A 17,351-nucleotide genomic window follows, 5' to 3' on the forward strand; every position below is an offset into this window, starting at 1 on the left:
ACGAATTGATGAATTGTTTTGAAGGAGGTTTTATGACCCACCCGATCGCAGTAAACCCCATGGGGCGTCCGCGCCAAGGGGGTTTCACCATGGTGGAGCTGGCTATTGTTCTCGTGATCGCCGGCATCATCCTGGTGGCCGCCCTCAAAGGCACCGACATGATCAACAAGGCCAAGATCGAGCGCACGGTGCAGGACATCCGTGGCATCCAGACCATGGTCTTCGAGCATGAAAAACGCACCGGCCGCCTGGCCGGGGATTGCACCGGCGATGGCCTGATTGGTGTGACCGCCACCGATCTGCAAGTGGTACGTCTGGCTGGTGCCGCTTATGACGACAATGCCGACCCGACTGCTGGAACTGGTCCCGCCTGCGTGAATACTAGTACCGCTGAAACCAATCTGAACACGCCGTGGAAAGACCTGCGCAAGGCCAACATCATTGATCCGGCCCGGGTGAACCGCCAGATCACCAAGAACCAGACCAACAACTTCTATGGCGTCGGCTCCTGGCAGGTGAATAGCGTCCCCACCAACGTCATCACCGTCTATGACATCCCCCTGTGGATGGCCAAGGGTATCGACGTGGCCGTCGACGGTGCCGGTGTGGCTGGTGCCGCTCCGGAAACCTCCGGTGCTACCGGTCGTGTGCGTCTGTTGCATGACGGCACCACCAGCTCGCCTAATGGTGCTAATTGGCCAACTGCCAATGCCAACGACGACCAGCTGGTTTCCATCTTCTTCCAGTTCGATCGCCTGGCGCCTTAAGCGCAACTGATCGTGGCTGCCGTGCCCGCTGGGCACGGCGCCCTTCATTCCGCATTTCTTCTGTTTAATTCTGATTGCGAGCCATGTTCGAACGCGTAACGGGAACCCTGTTGGTAGCAGCCGGTGAAACTGCCGTGGATGCGGCCGCCGAGACGGTGCGCTATTGCCTGATGGCTGGGCGGCGCGTGGTGCGCCGGGGCGAGGTGGCCCCCGGGCGCCTGGCCGAACTGGGGGGCTACGATATCCGCGCTTCCTTCTTCGACCGGGGCGGCTATTTCGGCCGGGTGGCCTCCCAGACGGCCAACGCCCGTCTTGCCGGGGTGGTGGCGCGCCGTTTCATCGACGGAGAAATGCTCTTCAACGAACCCTATCGCCTGCGCCTGAGTGCGACGCCCACCGGCGAGCATGATTTCCAGCTGCGCATGGTGGCAGCCTCGGAACTGGCCTGCGTACGCCTGGAAGACCTATTGCCCCTGCAGGACCGGCCGGTAAGCACGGCCGCCCTGGAAGAAGTGGCCATTGCCGCCCTGGTGGCCCGAGTCACGATGACCCAGGTGATGGTGGCCTTTGCCCGGGGCAGCCGCTTCATGGCCTTTCTGGCCGAAGGCGGTGAAGTGAAATCCCGCTCGGTGGAGGCCCTCTACAGCGACGACCCGGCGGCGGCCATCGATGCCGCCAACCGGGCCGAGGCCATGCTGCTCGGCGGCGGCTCCGCTCTGGGCAGTACGAACAGCAGCACCCCTCCCTTGAAAATCTATCTGGGCGACCTGCGCTCCCTGGCGGCGGAACCGGCTGCCCAGCGCGACGTGGCTTCCCGTGAAATTGAAAAGCGCATCGCCGCCCTGGTCCAGGGGGGCGACGCCTTGCTCGAGCCGGAGCTTTATGGCCTCAAGTACGTGGCCTATCGCTGGAACCTGCTGGAGCCGGAACAGGCCCAGCGTGCCTGGGCCTGGAAGATTGCCGTACCCACGGTGGGCGCCATGCTCGCCGCCACCGTGGCCTTTGCCGGCCTGGCGGCCCTGCTGCATATGGGCAATCGCTACACCGAGAAGGCCAATGCCCTGCAACAGGCGGAGCTGGATGCCCAGCGCAGCAAGCTGGTGGCCCGGGTGCCGCCGGAGCAGGACGTGCGTCGCATCAAGGACCTGACCGACCTGCTGCGCCAGCGGGACCAGCAGGTGCGTGTGGACCACCTGCTGTCCTGGCTCACCCATCAGGTGCCCCAGGGCGCCACCGTGGCGGCCCTGCACGTTTTTCCCGTCGGCGAGACGCCGCCGGAAGTGGTGCGCCCCAAGGCCGAAGGCATGGGCGGGGTGGATCTGCTCTCCCGCCTCTTCATGAAGGATGACGCCGCCACCCCCCAAGCCCTGCCTCAGCCCGCCTCAACCCTGCCGGTGCGGGGCGCCAAGGCGAAAGAGGGTGAGTACGAACTGACGGTGGACCTGGTACTGCCCGGCACCTACGAACGGGGGGAATCCCTGGCGGCCGAGATCATCCGCCGCTTGGCGGCCAAGGGCAGCTTCAAGCTGGGCACCCTGACCTACGACGCCGAACAGAACCGTTCCGTGCTGCACACCCAAATGACCGTTCTGGCAGAGGATTTCATCAAGTGACCCAACATCGAAAAGCCCTCGGCGAGGCCCTCCGGGACTCCGGCCTGATCGACGAGGAACTGCTGCATTACGCCCTTTCCATCGCCAAGACCTGCGGCGAACGTATTGGCGAAACCCTGGAAAAGCTCGGCTTCGTCACCGACCAGGAAATAGCCCAGGCGATCTCCAAACAAACTGGCATTCCGTTCACCGACCTGACGGCCGGCTCCTCCGCCGAAGCCCTGCGGTTGGTGCCCTTTGCCTTCGCCCAGAAAAACTTGCTGCTGCCCCTGGAAGTGCGGGATGGCCGCCTGCTGGTGGCTGCCGACGATGCGGCCAACCCCCAGCTGGCGACCATGGTGGCCCGCTTTGTCTCCAACCCCTTGGAATTCTGCATTGCGCCGAAGCGTCGGCTGCTGCGGGAAATCCAGCGTCGCTACACCCGGGTCGAGCATTCCCTGGATGACGAAATCGCCCGCATCGGCCAGACCGCCCTGGGGGGGCGTGACTTTCCCGCCGAGCGACTGGCAGAACTTGTCATCACCAGCGGTGTCGATGCCCAGGCCTCCGATATCCACATCAGCGCCACGCCCCTGGCCACCCTGGTTTCCCTGCGGGTGGATGGCGTGCTGCAACTGGCCCATTCCCTGCCGGCGGTGGTCCATACCCGCCTGATTTCCGCGGTCAAGGTGATGGCCTCCCTGGACATCGCCGACACCAACCGGGCCCAGGACGGGCGCATCTCCTTCTCCTACCTGGAAGAGCGGCACGACCTGCGGGTCTCCACCATTCCCGGCGTCAATGGCGAGAACCTGGTGATCCGCCTGCTGGCGGGCCGGGCCGACCTCTATTCCCTGGACAGCATCGGCTACACGCCGGAGCAGGTGCGCATGATCGACCGCATGGCCCGCAAGTCCCACGGCAGTGTGCTGGTCACCGGCCCCACCGGCTCCGGTAAGACCACCACCCTGTATGCGGTTCTGCGGCGCATCAACATGCTGCAGCGGAATGTGCTGACCGTTGAAGACCCGGTGGAAATCCGCCTGCCCATGGCGCGCCAGATGGAAGTGAACGACAAGGCCGGGGTGACCTTCGCCTCCGCCATCCGCGCCTTCCTGCGGCAGGATCCGGATGTGATCCTGGTGGGCGAGGTGCGGGACCAGGATACGGCCCACCTAACCCTGCGGGCCGCCCAGACCGGCCACCTGGTGTTGTCCACCGTCCATACCAACGACGCCATCGGCGTGGTGGTGCGGCTGCGCGACCTGGGCTGCCAGGATGCGGTACTCTCCGCCTCCCTCAACGGCGTGGTGGCCCAGCGCCTGGTGCGTAAGCTCTGCGTCTACTGCCGCGAACAGGTGGCTGTGACCGATACCCAGCGTTGCCAGTACCACCTGGAAGTGCCGCATATCTACACCCACCGGGGCTGCGAGCGCTGCCGTCACACCGGCTACGCCGGTCGGGTGGCGGTGGCCGAAATCATCGAGTTTGACCAGGAACTGCGTGGGCTCATCGAACACGGCGCCCTGCCGACAGAAATCGAGCGCCTGGTGCGTAGCCGTGGCGTGCCTTCCCTGGTGGACGCAGGCATGCATCTGGTGGCTGCCGGGGTCACCGATGTGGCCGAAATCGAACGGGTGATCTGAGCTTCCCGACACCATGGCCTTTTTCATCTATTCGACCATCGCCGCCGACGGGACCTCCCTCTGGCGCAGCGGCAACTACGACAGCCTCGACACCCTGTGGCAGGAACTGGATCGCCGCGGCGAGCGGATCGACCGTTTCTACGAACTGCCCGGCATCCTGGAAAAAGTGGCGGAAGCCTTCCAGGGCAAGATCCGTCCGGCCCAGGTGGTGGAGATCTGCAACTACCTTTCCCTCTACGTGCAGGGCGGCCTGGATTTACAGACGGCCCTGGCCGACCTGGCCCGGGGTTCCCGGGGCGGTGCGGTGCGCGGCGTTGCTGAACGTATGCGGCGCGACCTGCTGGCGGGCCATCCCCTGTCCGTGAGCATGGAGCGTTCCCGGCAGTTTCCCGAAGTGGTGGTCAACATGGCCAAGATCGGCGAGACCTCCGGCAACCTGCCTACCATGCTGGCGGATGCCGCCTCCTATATCGAGCGTATCGAAGACATCAAATCCACCAGTAAGCGGGCCCTGATCTATCCGGCCTTCACCCTGTTCATGCTCTTGCTCACCACCGTCTTCTGGATGGTGCTGGTGGTGCCCAAGCTGGCCTCGGTCTACAAGAACATGGATGTGGCGCTGCCCTGGCCCACCCGTATGCTGCTGGCCATGAGCGATGCCTTCGTCAGCGGTTGGACCTGGGGCATTCTCGGGGTCGTCGGCACCTTCCTGTCCTGGTCCATAGTGCGCCGCTGGCGCGGCCTGCGGCCCTTCTTCGACCGGGTCTCGTGGGATCTGCCGATTTTCGGCAACGTGGTGCGCAGCGCCCAGATTGCCTTCTTCTTCCAGTATTTCGCCCTGGTTTACAAGGCCGGCGTGCCGATTGTGGATGCTGTCGGCAGTCTGGTGGATACGGCCCAGAACCGCTACTTCCGCGCCCGCATCCGGCGCATTCCTGAATACCTGCGCATCGGCGTGACCCTGCGGGAGTCCTTCCAGCGCTGCAACATTTTCCAGACCCTGGACGTGCGCATGATCGGCATCGGCGAACAGACCGGTTCCCTGGATAGCCAGCTGAGCAAGTTGGCCGCCCTCTACATGAACCGGGTCAAGGTGGCGGTGGAATTGCTGACCAAGGCAATCGAGCCCTTGCTGGTATTGGTCATGGGCATCTTCTTCGTCTTTTTCGTCATCGCCCTGCTGGCGCCGATCTACGAGCTGGTAGCCAAGATGATGAGTCAATTGGGAGGTCAAGGATGAAGATCCCGCATCGCACCCGGGCGTGGGCCCAGGCCGGATTTACGTTGCTGGAGCTGGCGTTCGTCATGCTGGTGATGGGCATCGTCACCTCCACCCTGGTGCCCATGGTTTCAGATCTGCATCACCGCAGCCTGGCCGATGAGGACCGGCGCATCCTGAAGACCGCCAAGGAGGCCATCATCGGCCAGTTCCTGGCGACCGGCGCCCTGCCCCCCTGCCTGTCGGCGGCCGGGGTCGACTCGCCGACCGGCAACTGCGACACGGCCCGTTCCCTCGCCGGCCTACCGGTTCGGGTGGCGGACAACCGCAACACGCTGATCCGCTACGACGCCTGGAATGTGGCGGCCTCCAATCTGACCAGCGCTGGCGCCTCCCCTTCCACCAAGGCCACCGCCTGCGCCCGGCTGGACACGGCCATCGCCGCGGCCTATGCCGCCGGCCAGCCGGCCCAGTGCAGCACCGCGCCGGACAACCAGAACAGTGCCACCTGGCCCACCTATTGCGCCACGGCCCAGAACATTGCCTTCGTGCTGGTGGCCACCGGGGTCAACCGGGCCACCCAGAGCAACGAGACGGTGGCCAGTTCGGCGGCCCGCCTGGGCAACCGCAATATCGGCACCGATCGGGTCTTCGAACGCCCCGAGCGCCGCGCCAACCCGGATTTCTACTACGACGACCAGGTGGAGGTCGTCACCCTGCAGGAACTGAAGGCCAAGTGCCCCCTGTAGCCGGATATTTCCAGGAGCTTCCATGCCGCTTTCCAAACGCATTTTCCTGATCCTCGCCGCTTCCAGCACGCTGCTGGCGGCCCTGCTCTTCGTCTGGCAGATGCAGACCGCCAAGGCCGCCATGCTGGCCGAGCAGAAGAACCAGCTCGGGGCGGCGGAGCAGAAGCTGGCCCAGCTGGCCCGCGACATTCAGCAATACGAGGCGGCCACCCAGTCCCTCGGCGGCGGCAAGAGCCTGGCCCGCCACGAGAAGGTGGCCCTGGGCGCTCGTTTCGCACCGGGGGATCTGGCCCGCATCCACGAAGTGCTGACTCGGGCCTATCAGGGCGATGGCTTCCTGCTGCTGAAGAACTTTTCCCTCGAGTGGAAGAGTGGCAACAGTCTCGGCGATACCTCGGCCTCCCTGCAGATGGACATGGCCGGGGAAAAGGTCTTCCTCCGCTGACCCGATGCCTTTCCATGGTGACTAACTCATGAATGCCTTTATTCCCTTTGCCGTCGTGCCGCTGATCCTTGCCATCGGCATGTGGATCGCCCCGTGGCTGAACAACCTGATGCTGCATCAGCCCGAGACGGTCCAGGTGCCGCAGCTGGAAAAGCTGGCCGCTGGTGCCGCTGATGCCCTGCTCGGCCATGCCGAACAGGACACCACGCCGCCGCCCCGGCTCGAAGTGCTGATGCCTGCGGCCCTCATGCAGGCCCTCTTTCCGCCGCCGGCCCGGCCGCCCTTGCCCAGCGCCCTGGCGCGGTATCGCCTGAAGTCCGTACTGGTGACGCCTGGCAGCCGCACGGCCGTACTCAACGACAGCGTTGTTCAGGAAGGCAGCCGCCTGGAGGAATTCCGGGTCAGCCGCATTGCGGCCGATCGGGTGGTGGTGGTGGGGCCCTCCGGCCGTGAAACCCTCTTCCTCGACAGTCTGGATCTTGCCGCCGCCGCTGTGGCGACCGCCCGGGGGCCAGCACCTGTGGCCGATGCCGGTAGCCGGCCGGTGGCTGCGGCACCGCCGCGGGCGGCCCAAACCATCGCTTCCAACACCCCGGCTGCTGAGCTGGAGCGCCAGTACCGCCATCTTCTCGAACGCTTGAGCCCTTGATTCGGAGCAGAACAACGTGCAGAACCAACGAATTTTCCTTGCCCTGGCAACGGCCCTCCTGGTGACCGGTTGCGCCCAGCAGCCCAAGCTGCCGGACGTTCCCTCCACCTATACCGCTGCATCCCTGGTGCAGAGCAAGGCGCCGCCGCCGGTGGATGTGGAGGCCAAGGCCGCCCTGGCCCTGCGGGACCGGCTGCCCAAGCCCCAGGTGGATGCGCCTTTCGCCACCCAGAAACTGTACGGCTACTCGGCCCGCAACCTGCCGGTGCGCCAGGCCATGGCCCAGTTCGCCGCCGCCTACGGCCTTAACATCGTTCTCGATGCGGATGTCAGCGGCAACATCACTGTGGATTTCCGCAACCTGCCGCTGGAAAAGGCCATGGAAGCCATGCTGGAAACGGCGGGCCTGTCCTGGGGGTGGGATGCCGGCTTGCTCCGCGTTTCCCGCCTGACCACCAAAACCTTCACCCTGGATTATCTGCGCCTGACCCGGGCCGGCATCAGCACCAGCACCAGCACCACCTCCTCCAACGGGGGGGGCGGCTCCAGTGACTCCGCCCGGGTGGGGGTGACGAAGAACGACACCATCAACTACTGGGATGAGGTGGAGCGCCAGCTCGACGAGATCCTGACCAAGGGCCGGGCCGAATATTCGGGCGGCACGGATCAGCCCCAGCAGCAGGTGACGACCCTTACCGACCGCCTGACCAACACCACCACCACCATGACCCAGGTGGTCAAGGAGCGTATCGGCCGGCTGATCGTCAACCGCCTCTCCGGTACCGTGCAGGTGACCACCAGCCGCACCCGGATGCGGGCAGTGGAGGATTACCTCGAATCCCTGCGGCGCAAGACCCTGCGCCAGGTCTATATCGACGTGCGTATCGTCGAAGTGACCCTGGCAGCCCGCAACGCCCTGGGGATTGACTGGACCCGGGTGAACATGGGCGCCCTGGTACTGACCGGCGTCACCGGCGCCGCTTCCACCATCGGCGGTGCTGCCACCCTGGCCGCCACCTACGACAAGACCTTCCCCTCCACCCATCTGGTGAACGACATCGGTGCCCTGATTACCGCCCTCCAGGCCGAAGGCAATGTGCGGGTGGTCTCCCAGCCCCGCATCCGCACCCTCAACAACCAGCCGGCCATCGTCAAGTCCGGCACCGAGCGCACCTTCTTCGCCACCACCACGGTGGTGACGCCGGTGGCCGGCGGCCAGCCCTTGATTACCACCACCAACACGCCCCAGACCATCACCGAAGGGGTGGTGCTGTCGGTGACGCCCCAGATCGCCGACGACAGCCGCATCACCCTGGACGTGTCGCCCTCCATCACCCGCATCTCCGGGGTGGATGTGTCCCCCGATGGCAACTCCAATGCGCCCCGGCTGGACATCAAGACCACCACCACCATGGTGCGGGTGGGCGATGGCGAATCCATCGTCATCGGCGGCCTGATCGAGGAAGTGAATTCCAGCACCGAGCGCGGCATTCCCGGCCTCTCCAAGGTGGATGGCATCGGCGCCATGTTCCGGACCAACGATGAGCAGCGCAGCCGCCGCGAGCTGGTCATCATTTTGACGCCGTACATCGTCGAATGAACCAGCTCTACGACGTCGAACAAATCTACCGGGCAATGGGCTTCCATTGCCCGCCCTTCCGCATCACGCCGGATACCTCCTTCTTTTTTCCCCACAGCCAGTACCTGACGGCCCTGGGCCGGCTGCGCTTCGGTGCTTCCAGCGGCGGCCTGACGGTACTGACGGGGGAGGTGGGCCTGGGCAAGACCTTGCTGTGCCGCTATTTCCTGCGCCAGCTGGCCGATGCGCCAGACGTGAAAACGGCCTACATCTTCAACCCCAAGCAGAGCTATGCGGAGCTGCTGGCCAGCCTCTACCGGGATCTCAGCGGCGAGGAAATCCGTGCCCAGGAGCCCGGGGCCCTGCACGACGCCCTGTACCGGGAGCTGATCCGCCATGCCGAGGCCGGCAAGCGGGTGATTTTCATCGTGGACGAAGCCCACGGCCTGGAGCCCAGCCTGATCGAGGGCCTGCGCCTGCTGACCAACCTGGAAACCGAGGATCGCAAGCTGGCTTCCCTGATGCTGTTTGGTCAGACCGAGCTGGATGAGCTGCTGGCCACGCGGCAGCTGCGCGCCCTGCGGGAGCGCATCACCGTCTGGCACAAGCTGCGCCCCTTCGGCTGGATGGAGACGGCGGAATACGTCAATCACCGCATCAACAAGGCACGGGTCGAGGGCAGCTTCACCTTTACCCGGGCCGCCCTGATGGCGGTGCGACATTACACGGCGGGCATTCCCCGCCGCATCAACATCCTGTGCGACCGGGCGCTCCTGGCCGCATTCGCGCACCAGAAGAGCTGCGTCGATCTCCCCCTGATCCGCCAGGCTGCCCGCGAGACCTTCGGCAACGTTAAGACTGTGTAAACCCGACCATGAGCATAATTGACGATACCTTGAGCCGCCTGGGGCGACCCGGCGCCGCCGATGCCGTGACGCTGCCCCCCAGCGATGTGCTGGCGCCCCTGACCCTGGAGGGCAACGCTGCCCGCCGGCGTTCGTCGCTACCCAAGTCGGCGCTCCTGGGCGTGGCCCTGATCGGCGCCAGCCTGGCCGCCTGGTGGTGGGTGGAGCAGGCGGCCTTTTCGCCCCTGCTGCCAACGCCTGCGGCGTCGGCGCCCATTGCCGCGGCTCCCGCTGGGGCTGCCACGCCGGAGGCTCCTCCAGCCCCAACTCCGCCTGCCGCTGCCGCCGGTGATGGCGCTGATGCTGCTGCCAAGGCGGTACCGGGGACTGCCGAGTCTGGAAAGTCGCCCGCTGTGCCCGCCCCTGGGGCCAACACACCGATGGTTTCCCCGGCCGTGGCTGCCGCCACTGCGCCGCTGCCGGCCGCGACCCTGGCGCAGGCGAAGGCTGAAATGCCGGCGGCCGCCGTGCCGGCCAAGAGTCCCACGGACTTCGTGCTGCCCAAGCCGAAGAAACTGCCGCCTTCCTTCCGTCAGGCGGTGGAACTGGCCGATCAGGGCAAGACCGAAGCGGCGCTGGCCGCCTGGCGGACCGGCCTGGAGACCCTGGCGCCCAAGCAGCGCCTGGAATTGCTGGCTTCCTTCTCCAGCGCTGGTGGCGCCCTGGCGGCGGTGACCCGGCTGAATGATCTGGATGGCGTCTTTGTCGTGGAGGATGTGCGCAAGGGCAAGCCCCTGTGGCGTCTCGGCATACTCAGTTCGCCGGCTCACCGGGCCTGGGACATTGAACTCGCTTCCTCCCGCCTCGGCCGTGCCGACTTCTCCAGCGTCTCCGCCGGTCGCCTGCTGGCGGCCAAGGGCAAGCAGGATGCTGCCAATGCCGGGGCCAATGGCGGCACCGGGGCTGGTACCCCAGTCCCGACGAATTCCCATCCCGGCGTGCGTGTTGCCGCCGGCAGCGGGAACGAGTCGGTGCCTTCCGGCCCGGCGCAGCCCCGGGAGGCTGCCGCCCACGGTGATGAGGCCGGCTTCGATCCCCTGCTGGATGGCGTGGTGCGTGCCGTCGGTCGCAACGCCTTCAGCGAGGCAGCACGGCAAGCCCAGGGGCTGCGGCAGCAGTATCCGGGCCGGGTCGAAAGCTGGCTGTGGTCCGGCCGGGCGGAGCTGGGTAATGGGGCCTTCGCGGCGGCGGAAGGCTTTCTCGCCAAAGCGGTGGAAATGGCACCCCATCTGGCCGACGCCTGGCTGTTGCGCGGCATTGCCACCCAGGAGCTGGGCAACGATCGCCAGGCCCTGGCCTACTTTGCCGAGGCGGAACGCCTGCGGCCCCGGGACCCGGATATCCAGTTCAACGTGGCCTATTCGGCGGTTCGTCTGGGCGAGTTGGGCCGCGCCAGGGATGCTTTCTCGACCTTCCTCGGTTTGACTGCCAAGGAACCGCGGTACGACGCCCAGCGGCGTCATGCCGAGCGTTGGTTGCAAGGGCAGCGCTGAGGAGTTGGGGCAACGTCAGGGGACGTTGCCCTTTTTTTCTTTCAGGGTCGGGTGGCCTGTTCCAGCCGGTTGAGCCAGGCCAGGGCCGACGCCTGGCCGTCGCCACACATTTCCGGCGACGGCTGCAGGCCGCCGCAGACCGCCGGCCGTTCGGGCTGGCCGAAGATGGCACAGCGGTTGTCGTCCAGCAACTGGGCGCACCGCACCCCCGCGGGCTTGCCCTGGGGCATGCCCGGAATGGGGGAAGAGATGGAAGGGGCGATGCAACAGGCGCCGCAGCCCGGGCGGCATTCCAGGGGAGCGCTGGCGGGAAGCGGGCTCACGGCTGGCCGCTCCAGGTCCAGGTGTTGATCTCCTCCGGGTCCACCCCGTGGGCATGGGCGTGGGCGCGACACTGCTGCTGCTTTTCCTGCAAGGCCTGGCGGATATGGGCGCCGGCGACGGCCAGGCGCGGCACCCGGTCGATGACGTCCATGGCCAGGGAGTAGCGGTCGATCTGGTTGTCCATGGCCAGTTCCAGCGGGGTGCAGATGCTGCCCCGTTCCTTGTAGCCGCGCACGTGCAGGTTGACGTGGTTGGGGCGGCGGTAGGCCAGGCGGTGGATCAGCCAGGGGTAGCCGTGGAAGTTGAAGACGATGGGCCGGTCGGCGGTGAACAGCCCGGTCCAGTCCCGGTCCGAGAGGCCGTGGGGGTGCTCTTCAGCCGGGGTCAGCTTGAATAGGTCCACCACGTTCACGAAGCGCAGCTTCAGGTCGGGGAAATGGCAGTAGAGCAGTTCGGCCGCCGCCAGGGCCTCCTGGGTGGCCACGTCGCCGCAGCTGGCGAGGACGATCTCCGGCTCCGTGCCTGCCTCGTCGTCGGTGCTGGCCCAGTCCCACAGCCCGATGCCCCGCTCGCAATGCAGGGCGGCGGCTTCCGCATCCAGGTACTGCAGGTGGGCCTGCTTGTCGGCGACGATGACGTTGATGACGTTGGTGTCGGCCAGGCAGCGATCGGCCACGGCCAAGAGGCAGTTGGCGTCCGGCGGCAGGTAGATGCGGGTCACTGCTGGGCTCTTGTTCACCACCAGGTCGAGGAAACCCGGGTCCTGGTGGGTGAAGCCGTTGTGGTCCTGGCGCCAGACGGTGGAGGTGATGAGCAGGTTGAGAGCCGATACCGGCGCCCGCCAGGGCACTTCCCGGCACATCTCCAGCCACTTGGCGTGCTGGTTGAACATGGAGTCGATGACGTGGGCGAAGGCCTCGTAGGTGGAGAGAAGGCCGTGGCGCCCGCTCAGCAGGTAGCCTTCCAGCCAGCCCTCCAGGGTGTGTTCCGAGAGCATTTCCATGACCCGGCCGTCGGCGGCGAGATGGCCGCCGTCTTCATCTTCCGGTCGGCTTTCGCCGAGCCAGGCCTTGGCGGTGGCGGCGTAGATGGCCCCCAGCTTGTTGGAGGCGGTTTCGTCCGGGCCGAAGAGGCGGAAGTTGTCCGGGTTGCGGCGCACCAGCTCGGCCAGGTAATGGCCCAGGGGGTCGGTGTTGCTGTGGCGGCGCTGGCCGGGGGCATCGAAGCCCACGGCCTGGGCGCGCCAGTCGGGGCGCTCCAGGGGGCGGCGCAGCAGGCCGCCGTTGGCGTGGGGATTGGCCCCCAGGCGGCGGCTGCCTTGAGGGGCGAAGTCCCGGATCAGGGCAGCGGGCTGGCCGTCTTCGGTGAACAGGGTGTCGGGGCGGTAGGACTGTAGCCACGCTTCGAGCAGTCGACGGTTCTCAGCGTTGTTGCGGGGATCGGCCAGGGGTACCTGATGGGCCCGCCAGGTGCCTTCCACGGCGTGGCCGTCGGCGGCCTTTGGCCCGGTCCAGCCTTTCGGTGAAATGAGCACGATCATGGGCCAGCGGGGGCGCTGTACCAGAGCCTCCGTATTGCGGGCTGCGGCCTGGATGGCGCAAATCTCGGCCAGGCACTCATCCATGGCCGCCGCCATGGCCTGGTGCATGGTGGCTGGTTCGTGGCCTTCGACGATCTTCGGTGCCCAGCCGTAGCCAGTGAACAGGGCCAGCAGTTCCTCCTGCGGGATGCGGGCGAGGATGGTGGGGTTGGCGATCTTGTAGCCGTTGAGGTGCAGGATGGGCAGCACCGCTCCATCCCGGGCCGGGTTGAGGAATTTGTTGGAATGCCAGGCGGTAGCCAGGGGCCCGGTCTCAGCCTCGCCGTCGCCCACCATCACCGTCACCAGCAACTGCGGGTTGTCGAAGGCGGCGCCGAAGGCGTGGGAGAGGCTGTAGCCCAGCTCGCCGCCTTCGTGGATGGAGCCCGGCACTTCCGGTGTGCAGTGGCTGCCCAGGCCGCCGGGGAAGGAGAAGTCGCGGCAGAAGCGGGTGAGGCCGGTGAGGCCCCAGCCCCGCTCCGGGTTGTGTTCCCCCAGGCTGCCTTCCAGCCAGGCCGGGCCGAGGACGCCGGGGGCGCCATGGCCTGGGCCGGCGAGGAAAATGGCCTCCAGGTCGTGCCGGCGGATGAGGCGGGTCAGGTGGGCGTAGGCGAAGGCCAGGCCCGGGCTGGCGCCCCAGTGGCCGAGAGGCCGCTGCTTAAGGTGCTCCGGCGCCAGGGGCTGGCGCAGTAGGGGATTGTCCTGCAGGTAGATCATGGCCCCGGCCAGGTAGTTGGCGGCGCGCCAGAAGGCATCCAGCGCTTGCAGGTCAGGGGGAAGGGGGGCAGGAGCGGCTGAGTCGGGCTTGGCGGTCATGGCGGTAGCGGGGAGGGCACAGGCCTCCATGGTAGGCCAAGCGGGGAGCGGCTTACAGTCCGTCACCCGCCGGGCAGCGCCATTTTGTTAGCATAGGGCACGGACTGGCCCAAAGACGGCCACAGGCGGCGCCTGCAGATGACCCGATGGTGCCAGACCGGCGGCGGCTGTGGGGCGGCCGGTCCCTCGCTTCCTTTTTCTTTGCCGAGGCTTTTCGATCCATGCAGCCTTTTCGTTCCGACCGCGTTCTGGGCTTTACCGCCTTGGGCTTTCTCATCGTCGGCTGTTTCCTGGTGCTGCGGCCCTTCCTTTCCGCCGTGCTGTGGGCGGCCATTCTGGCCACCACCGTGTGGCCGGCCTTTCTCTGGGTGGACCGGCGTCTGCCCGGCTGGCGCAACACCTCGGCCCTCATCACCACCCTGCTGACCGCCGTAGTGCTGATCGCGCCCTTCGTCATCGTTGCCATCGGTCTGGGCAGCAACGTGGCGGAGCTGGTAGCGGCCACCCGCACCCTGCTGGAGGGCGGGCTGCCCGATGCGCCCCGCTGGCTGCAGGAAATTCCCTTCGTCGGTGATCGCCTCTACGCCTACTGGCAGGGCTTTGCCCATAACGGCGAGCGGCTGGTGGCGGAACTGGGGCAACTGGTGGAGCCGGCCAAGGCCCTGATCATCAACGGCGGCCGGGCCATCGGCCTGGGGGTGTTCCAGATGGGCCTGGCGGTAGTCATCGTCTTTTTCCTCTTCCGCGACGGCGAGGCGGTGACGGCGCGCCTGGGGGCGGTATTGGAACGCCTGGCCGGCCCCCGGGGACGGCGTCTGCTGGCCCTTACCCACGGCACGGTGGGCGGTGTGGTTTACGGCATTCTCGGTACCGCGTTGGCCCAGGGCATCCTGGCCGGCATCGGCTTTGCCATTGCCGGCGTGCCCGGCGCCCTGGTGCTGGGGCTGGCTACCTTCTTCCTTTCCGCCGTGCCGGTGGGGCCGCCCCTGATCTGGGGGCCGGCGGCCTTCTGGCTGTTTCAGCAGGGGGAATTGGGTTGGGCCCTGTTCGTGGCCCTGTGGGGCTTCTTCGTCGTCAGCACCGTGGACAACGTGCTCAAGCCCCTGATCATCAGTCGCGGTGCCAGCCTGCCCTTTGTCCTGGTGTTGCTGGGGGTGCTGGGGGGCGTGTTGGCTTTCGGCTTCATCGGCGTCTTCCTCGGGCCGACGTTGCTGGCGGTGGGTTACCGGCTGCTGACGGAGTGGACCACCGGCCTGGCGGGCCTGCCCCGGGAATGAAAAACGGCGGCCCGGAGGCCGCCGTTTTGCTGAAGCCGTTACGCCGTTACCGGCGGATCAGACCTTGCGGTAGAGCTCGGCGCCGCTCTTCACGAATTCCACCGCCTTGGCTTCCATGCCCTTCTCCAGGGCTTCGCCTTCATTCAAGCCCTGCTGGGCGGCGAAGTCCCGCACGTCCTGGGTGATCTTCATGGAGCAGAAGTGGGGGCCGCACATGGAGCAGAAGTGGGCCACCTTGGCCGATTCCTTGGGCAGGGTTTCGTCGTGGAAGGACTTGGCCTTGTCCGGGTCCAGGCCCAGGTTGAACTGGTCGTCCCAGCGGAACTCGTAACGGGCCTTGGACAGGGCATTGTCGCGGATCTGGGCGCCCGGGTGGCCCTTGGCCAGGTCGGCGGCGTGGGCGGCCAGCTTGTAGGTGATGATGCCTTCCTTGACGTCGTTCTTGTCCGGCAGGCCCAGGTGCTCCTTGGGCGTGACGTAGCAGAGCATGGCGGTGCCGTACCAGCCGATCATGGCGGCGCCGATGCCGCTGGTGATGTGGTCGTAGCCGGGGGCGATGTCGGTGGTCAGGGGGCCCAGGGTGTAGAAGGGGGCTTCCTTGCAGTGCTTCAGCTGCAGGTCCATGTTCTCCTTGATCATGTGCATGGGCACATGGCCGGGGCCTTCGATGATGGTCTGCACGTCGTGCTTCCAGGCGATGTCGGTGAGTTCGCCCAGGGTTTCCAGCTCGCCCAGCTGGGCCTCGTCGTTGGCGTCGTAGATGGAGCCGGGACGCAAGCCGTCGCCGAGGGAGAAGGCCACGTCGTAAGCCTTCATGATTTCGCAGATGTCCTCGAAGTGGGTGTAGAGGAAGCTTTCCTTGTGGTGGGCCAGGCACCACTTGGCCATGATGGAGCCGCCACGGCTGACGATGCCGGTCATGCGGTTGGCGGTCATGGGGATGTAGCGCAGCAGCACGCCGGCGTGGATGGTGAAGTAGTCCACGCCCTGCTCGGCCTGCTCGATCAGGGTGTCGCGGAAAATTTCCCAGGTCAGCTCCTCGGCCTTGCCATTCACCTTCTCCAGGGCCTGGTAGATGGGCACGGTGCCGATGGGCACGGGGCTGTTGCGGATGATCCACTCCCGAGTTTCGTGGATGTTCTTGCCGGTGGACAGATCCATCACCGTGTCGCCGCCCCAGCGGGTGGACCAGGTCATCTTGTCCACTTCCTCGCTGATGGAAGAACCCAGGGCGGAGTTGCCAATATTGGCGTTGATCTTCACCAGGAAGTTGCGACCGATGATCATCGGCTCAGATTCTGGGTGGTTGATGTTGTTGGGGATGATGGCGCGGCCGCGGGCCACTTCGGAACGCACGAATTCCGGGGTGATCTCCTGGGGAATGGCGGCGCCGAAGTCCTGGCCCTTGTGCTGGCGGCCCAGCAGCTTGACCATCTTTTCACCCATGGGGCCGGTATTGCGCAGGTTTTCCAGGTACTGCTGGCGATTCAGGTTTTCCCGGATGGCCACGTACTCCATCTCGGGGGTGATGATGCCCTGGCGGGCGTAGTGCATCTGGCTGACGTTCTTGCCGGCCTGGGCGCGGCGGGGCTTGCGATGCAGGCCGGGGAAGCGCAGTTCGTCCAGGGTCGGGTCGGCGGCGCGCTGGCGGCCGAATTCGCTGGAAAGGTCGGGCAGCACCTCGGTGTCGCCCCGCTCCTCAATCCACTGCTGACGCAGGGCCGGCAGGCCGGAGCGGATGTCGATCTTGGCGGCCGGGTCGGTGTAGGGGCCGGAACAGTCGTAGACGTAAATGGGCGGGTTCTTCTCGCCGCCAAAGCCGGTGGGGGTGTCAGCCTGGCTGACTTCCCGCATGGGCACCCGGATATCGGGGCGCGAGCCCTCGACGTAGATCTTGCGGGAGTTGGGCAGGGGCTGGACCGCCGCTTCGTCCACATGGGCGGAAGTGGCAATGAATTTATCGTTGGCGTTCATGGTGTCTCCTTGCTGGGGAGGGGGCGCTGGGCCGGACTGGATAGGCGAGAGCGTGGCTAAGGCGTGCAAGGAGGAGCGAGGGGTGGGGCTGGAGAATCCGGCCGCCGGCGACGCTTTCCCTACGACGGCATTACCCGTACAGGTCATAAGGGTATTTCTCAGCCGGAAGCCAGTGTTTCCAAGGCATTCGGGCACCCCCAAGGTACGGGCGCAAGTTACTGGAAAGCCTGGGAAAATGCAAGGTAAGCTAAGCATCCCGAGGTGTCCCGGCTAAAGTTTTTCCGTTCCCGTCCGTGAAACTCACGTTAGCCGAGAAAAACGACCTAAAAAGCGAGAT

14 protein-coding genes and 1 riboswitch are annotated in these 17,351 nt (G+C 66.1%); of the genes, 11 read left to right on the top strand and 3 right to left on the bottom strand.

The features are described 5' to 3' along the window. Positions 1–32: 32 nt before the first annotated feature. From AZSI13_RS16965 to AZSI13_RS17010, 10 genes are all read left to right on the top strand, one after another. Positions 33–767: a prepilin-type N-terminal cleavage/methylation domain-containing protein gene (locus AZSI13_RS16965; RefSeq protein WP_165833609.1), complete on the top strand. Its 735-nt coding sequence runs from the start codon at positions 33–35 to the stop codon at positions 765–767. An 83-nt stretch (positions 768–850) separates the two neighbouring features. Then, the gene (locus tag AZSI13_RS16970) at positions 851–2,380 is read left to right on the top strand and encodes a hypothetical protein (RefSeq protein ID WP_109042374.1); all 1,530 of its coding nucleotides are present in this window, start codon (positions 851–853) and stop codon (positions 2,378–2,380) included. Further along, positions 2,377–4,005: a GspE/PulE family protein gene (locus AZSI13_RS16975; protein WP_109042375.1), complete on the top strand. Its 1,629-nt coding sequence runs from the start codon at positions 2,377–2,379 to the stop codon at positions 4,003–4,005. Before AZSI13_RS16970 ends, AZSI13_RS16975 begins: the two co-directional genes overlap by 4 nt. Positions 4,006–4,018: 13 nt before the next feature. Continuing rightward, positions 4,019–5,245, top strand: a complete 1,227-nt coding sequence (locus AZSI13_RS16980) for a type II secretion system F family protein (RefSeq protein WP_109042376.1) — start codon at positions 4,019–4,021, stop codon at positions 5,243–5,245. Next, the gene (locus tag AZSI13_RS16985) at positions 5,242–5,973 is read left to right on the top strand and encodes a type II secretion system protein (protein WP_109042377.1); all 732 of its coding nucleotides are present in this window, start codon (positions 5,242–5,244) and stop codon (positions 5,971–5,973) included. Before AZSI13_RS16980 ends, AZSI13_RS16985 begins: the two co-directional genes overlap by 4 nt. Before the next feature lie 22 nt (positions 5,974–5,995). Next, positions 5,996–6,418: a hypothetical protein gene (locus AZSI13_RS16990; RefSeq protein WP_109042378.1), complete on the top strand. Its 423-nt coding sequence runs from the start codon at positions 5,996–5,998 to the stop codon at positions 6,416–6,418. A gap of 28 nt (positions 6,419–6,446) precedes the next feature. Next, positions 6,447–7,067, top strand: a complete 621-nt coding sequence (locus AZSI13_RS16995; RefSeq protein ID WP_109042379.1) for a hypothetical protein — start codon at positions 6,447–6,449, stop codon at positions 7,065–7,067. 16 nt (positions 7,068–7,083) lie between these two features. Then, the gene (locus AZSI13_RS17000) at positions 7,084–8,667 is read left to right on the top strand and encodes a hypothetical protein (RefSeq protein ID WP_109042380.1); all 1,584 of its coding nucleotides are present in this window, start codon (positions 7,084–7,086) and stop codon (positions 8,665–8,667) included. Next, the gene (locus AZSI13_RS17005; protein ID WP_109042381.1) at positions 8,664–9,512 is read left to right on the top strand and encodes an ExeA family protein; all 849 of its coding nucleotides are present in this window, start codon (positions 8,664–8,666) and stop codon (positions 9,510–9,512) included. Before AZSI13_RS17000 ends, AZSI13_RS17005 begins: the two co-directional genes overlap by 4 nt. Before the next feature lie 8 nt (positions 9,513–9,520). Then, positions 9,521–11,044 carry a tetratricopeptide repeat protein gene (locus AZSI13_RS17010; protein WP_109042382.1) on the top strand — a complete coding sequence of 508 codons (1,524 nt, stop codon included), beginning with the start codon at positions 9,521–9,523 and terminating at the stop codon, positions 11,042–11,044. Between the two features lie 41 nt (positions 11,045–11,085). Here the strand turns inward: AZSI13_RS17010 and AZSI13_RS17015 are convergent, their stop codons facing one another. Both AZSI13_RS17015 and AZSI13_RS17020 read right to left on the bottom strand, forming a co-directional pair. Continuing rightward, positions 11,086–11,340, bottom strand: a complete 255-nt coding sequence (locus AZSI13_RS17015; RefSeq protein ID WP_201262429.1) for a YkgJ family cysteine cluster protein — start codon at positions 11,338–11,340, stop codon at positions 11,086–11,088. A gap of 23 nt (positions 11,341–11,363) precedes the next feature. Continuing rightward, complete coding sequence (locus tag AZSI13_RS17020) at positions 11,364–13,763, bottom strand: phosphoketolase (protein ID WP_109042384.1); 2,400 nt, start codon at positions 13,761–13,763, stop codon at positions 11,364–11,366. A 221-nt stretch (positions 13,764–13,984) separates the two neighbouring features. Here AZSI13_RS17020 and AZSI13_RS17025 point away from each other — a divergent pair, with 221 nt between their 5' ends. Further along, positions 13,985–15,040 carry an AI-2E family transporter gene (locus AZSI13_RS17025; RefSeq protein ID WP_109042411.1) on the top strand — a complete coding sequence of 352 codons (1,056 nt, stop codon included), beginning with the start codon at positions 13,985–13,987 and terminating at the stop codon, positions 15,038–15,040. Between the two features lie 57 nt (positions 15,041–15,097). Here the strand turns inward: AZSI13_RS17025 and thiC are convergent, their stop codons facing one another. Then, on the bottom strand, positions 15,098–17,014 hold the full coding sequence (gene thiC / locus AZSI13_RS17030) for a phosphomethylpyrimidine synthase ThiC (RefSeq protein WP_109042385.1): 1,917 nt from the start codon (positions 17,012–17,014) through the stop codon (positions 15,098–15,100). Between the two features lie 98 nt (positions 17,015–17,112). Next, a riboswitch (TPP riboswitch) is annotated at positions 17,113–17,223 on the bottom strand. Positions 17,224–17,351: the final 128 nt, after the last annotated feature.

Origin of the sequence: Azospira sp. I13, from assembly GCF_003112695.1 — a bacterium.
GTDB lineage: Bacteria > Pseudomonadota > Gammaproteobacteria > Burkholderiales > Rhodocyclaceae > Azospira.

Excerpts from the sequence above, each read along its gene's own strand:
- AZSI13_RS16965 (WP_165833609.1), top strand. The coding sequence starts at position 33 with ATGACCCACCCGATCGCAGTAAACCCCATGGGGCGTCCGCGCCAAGGG.
- AZSI13_RS16970 (WP_109042374.1), top strand. The coding sequence starts at position 851 with ATGTTCGAACGCGTAACGGGAACCCTGTTGGTAGCAGCCGGTGAAACT.
- AZSI13_RS16980 (WP_109042376.1), top strand. The coding sequence starts at position 4,019 with ATGGCCTTTTTCATCTATTCGACCATCGCCGCCGACGGGACCTCCCTC.
- AZSI13_RS16985 (WP_109042377.1), top strand. The coding sequence starts at position 5,242 with ATGAAGATCCCGCATCGCACCCGGGCGTGGGCCCAGGCCGGATTTACG.
- AZSI13_RS16990 (WP_109042378.1), top strand. The coding sequence starts at position 5,996 with ATGCCGCTTTCCAAACGCATTTTCCTGATCCTCGCCGCTTCCAGCACG.
- AZSI13_RS16995 (WP_109042379.1), top strand. The coding sequence starts at position 6,447 with ATGAATGCCTTTATTCCCTTTGCCGTCGTGCCGCTGATCCTTGCCATC.
- AZSI13_RS17005 (WP_109042381.1), top strand. The coding sequence starts at position 8,664 with ATGAACCAGCTCTACGACGTCGAACAAATCTACCGGGCAATGGGCTTC.
- AZSI13_RS17010 (WP_109042382.1), top strand. The coding sequence starts at position 9,521 with ATGAGCATAATTGACGATACCTTGAGCCGCCTGGGGCGACCCGGCGCC.
- AZSI13_RS17020 (WP_109042384.1), bottom strand. The coding sequence starts at position 13,763 with ATGACCGCCAAGCCCGACTCAGCCGCTCCTGCCCCCCTTCCCCCTGAC.
- AZSI13_RS17025 (WP_109042411.1), top strand. The coding sequence starts at position 13,985 with ATGCAGCCTTTTCGTTCCGACCGCGTTCTGGGCTTTACCGCCTTGGGC.
- thiC (WP_109042385.1), bottom strand. The coding sequence starts at position 17,014 with ATGAACGCCAACGATAAATTCATTGCCACTTCCGCCCATGTGGACGAA.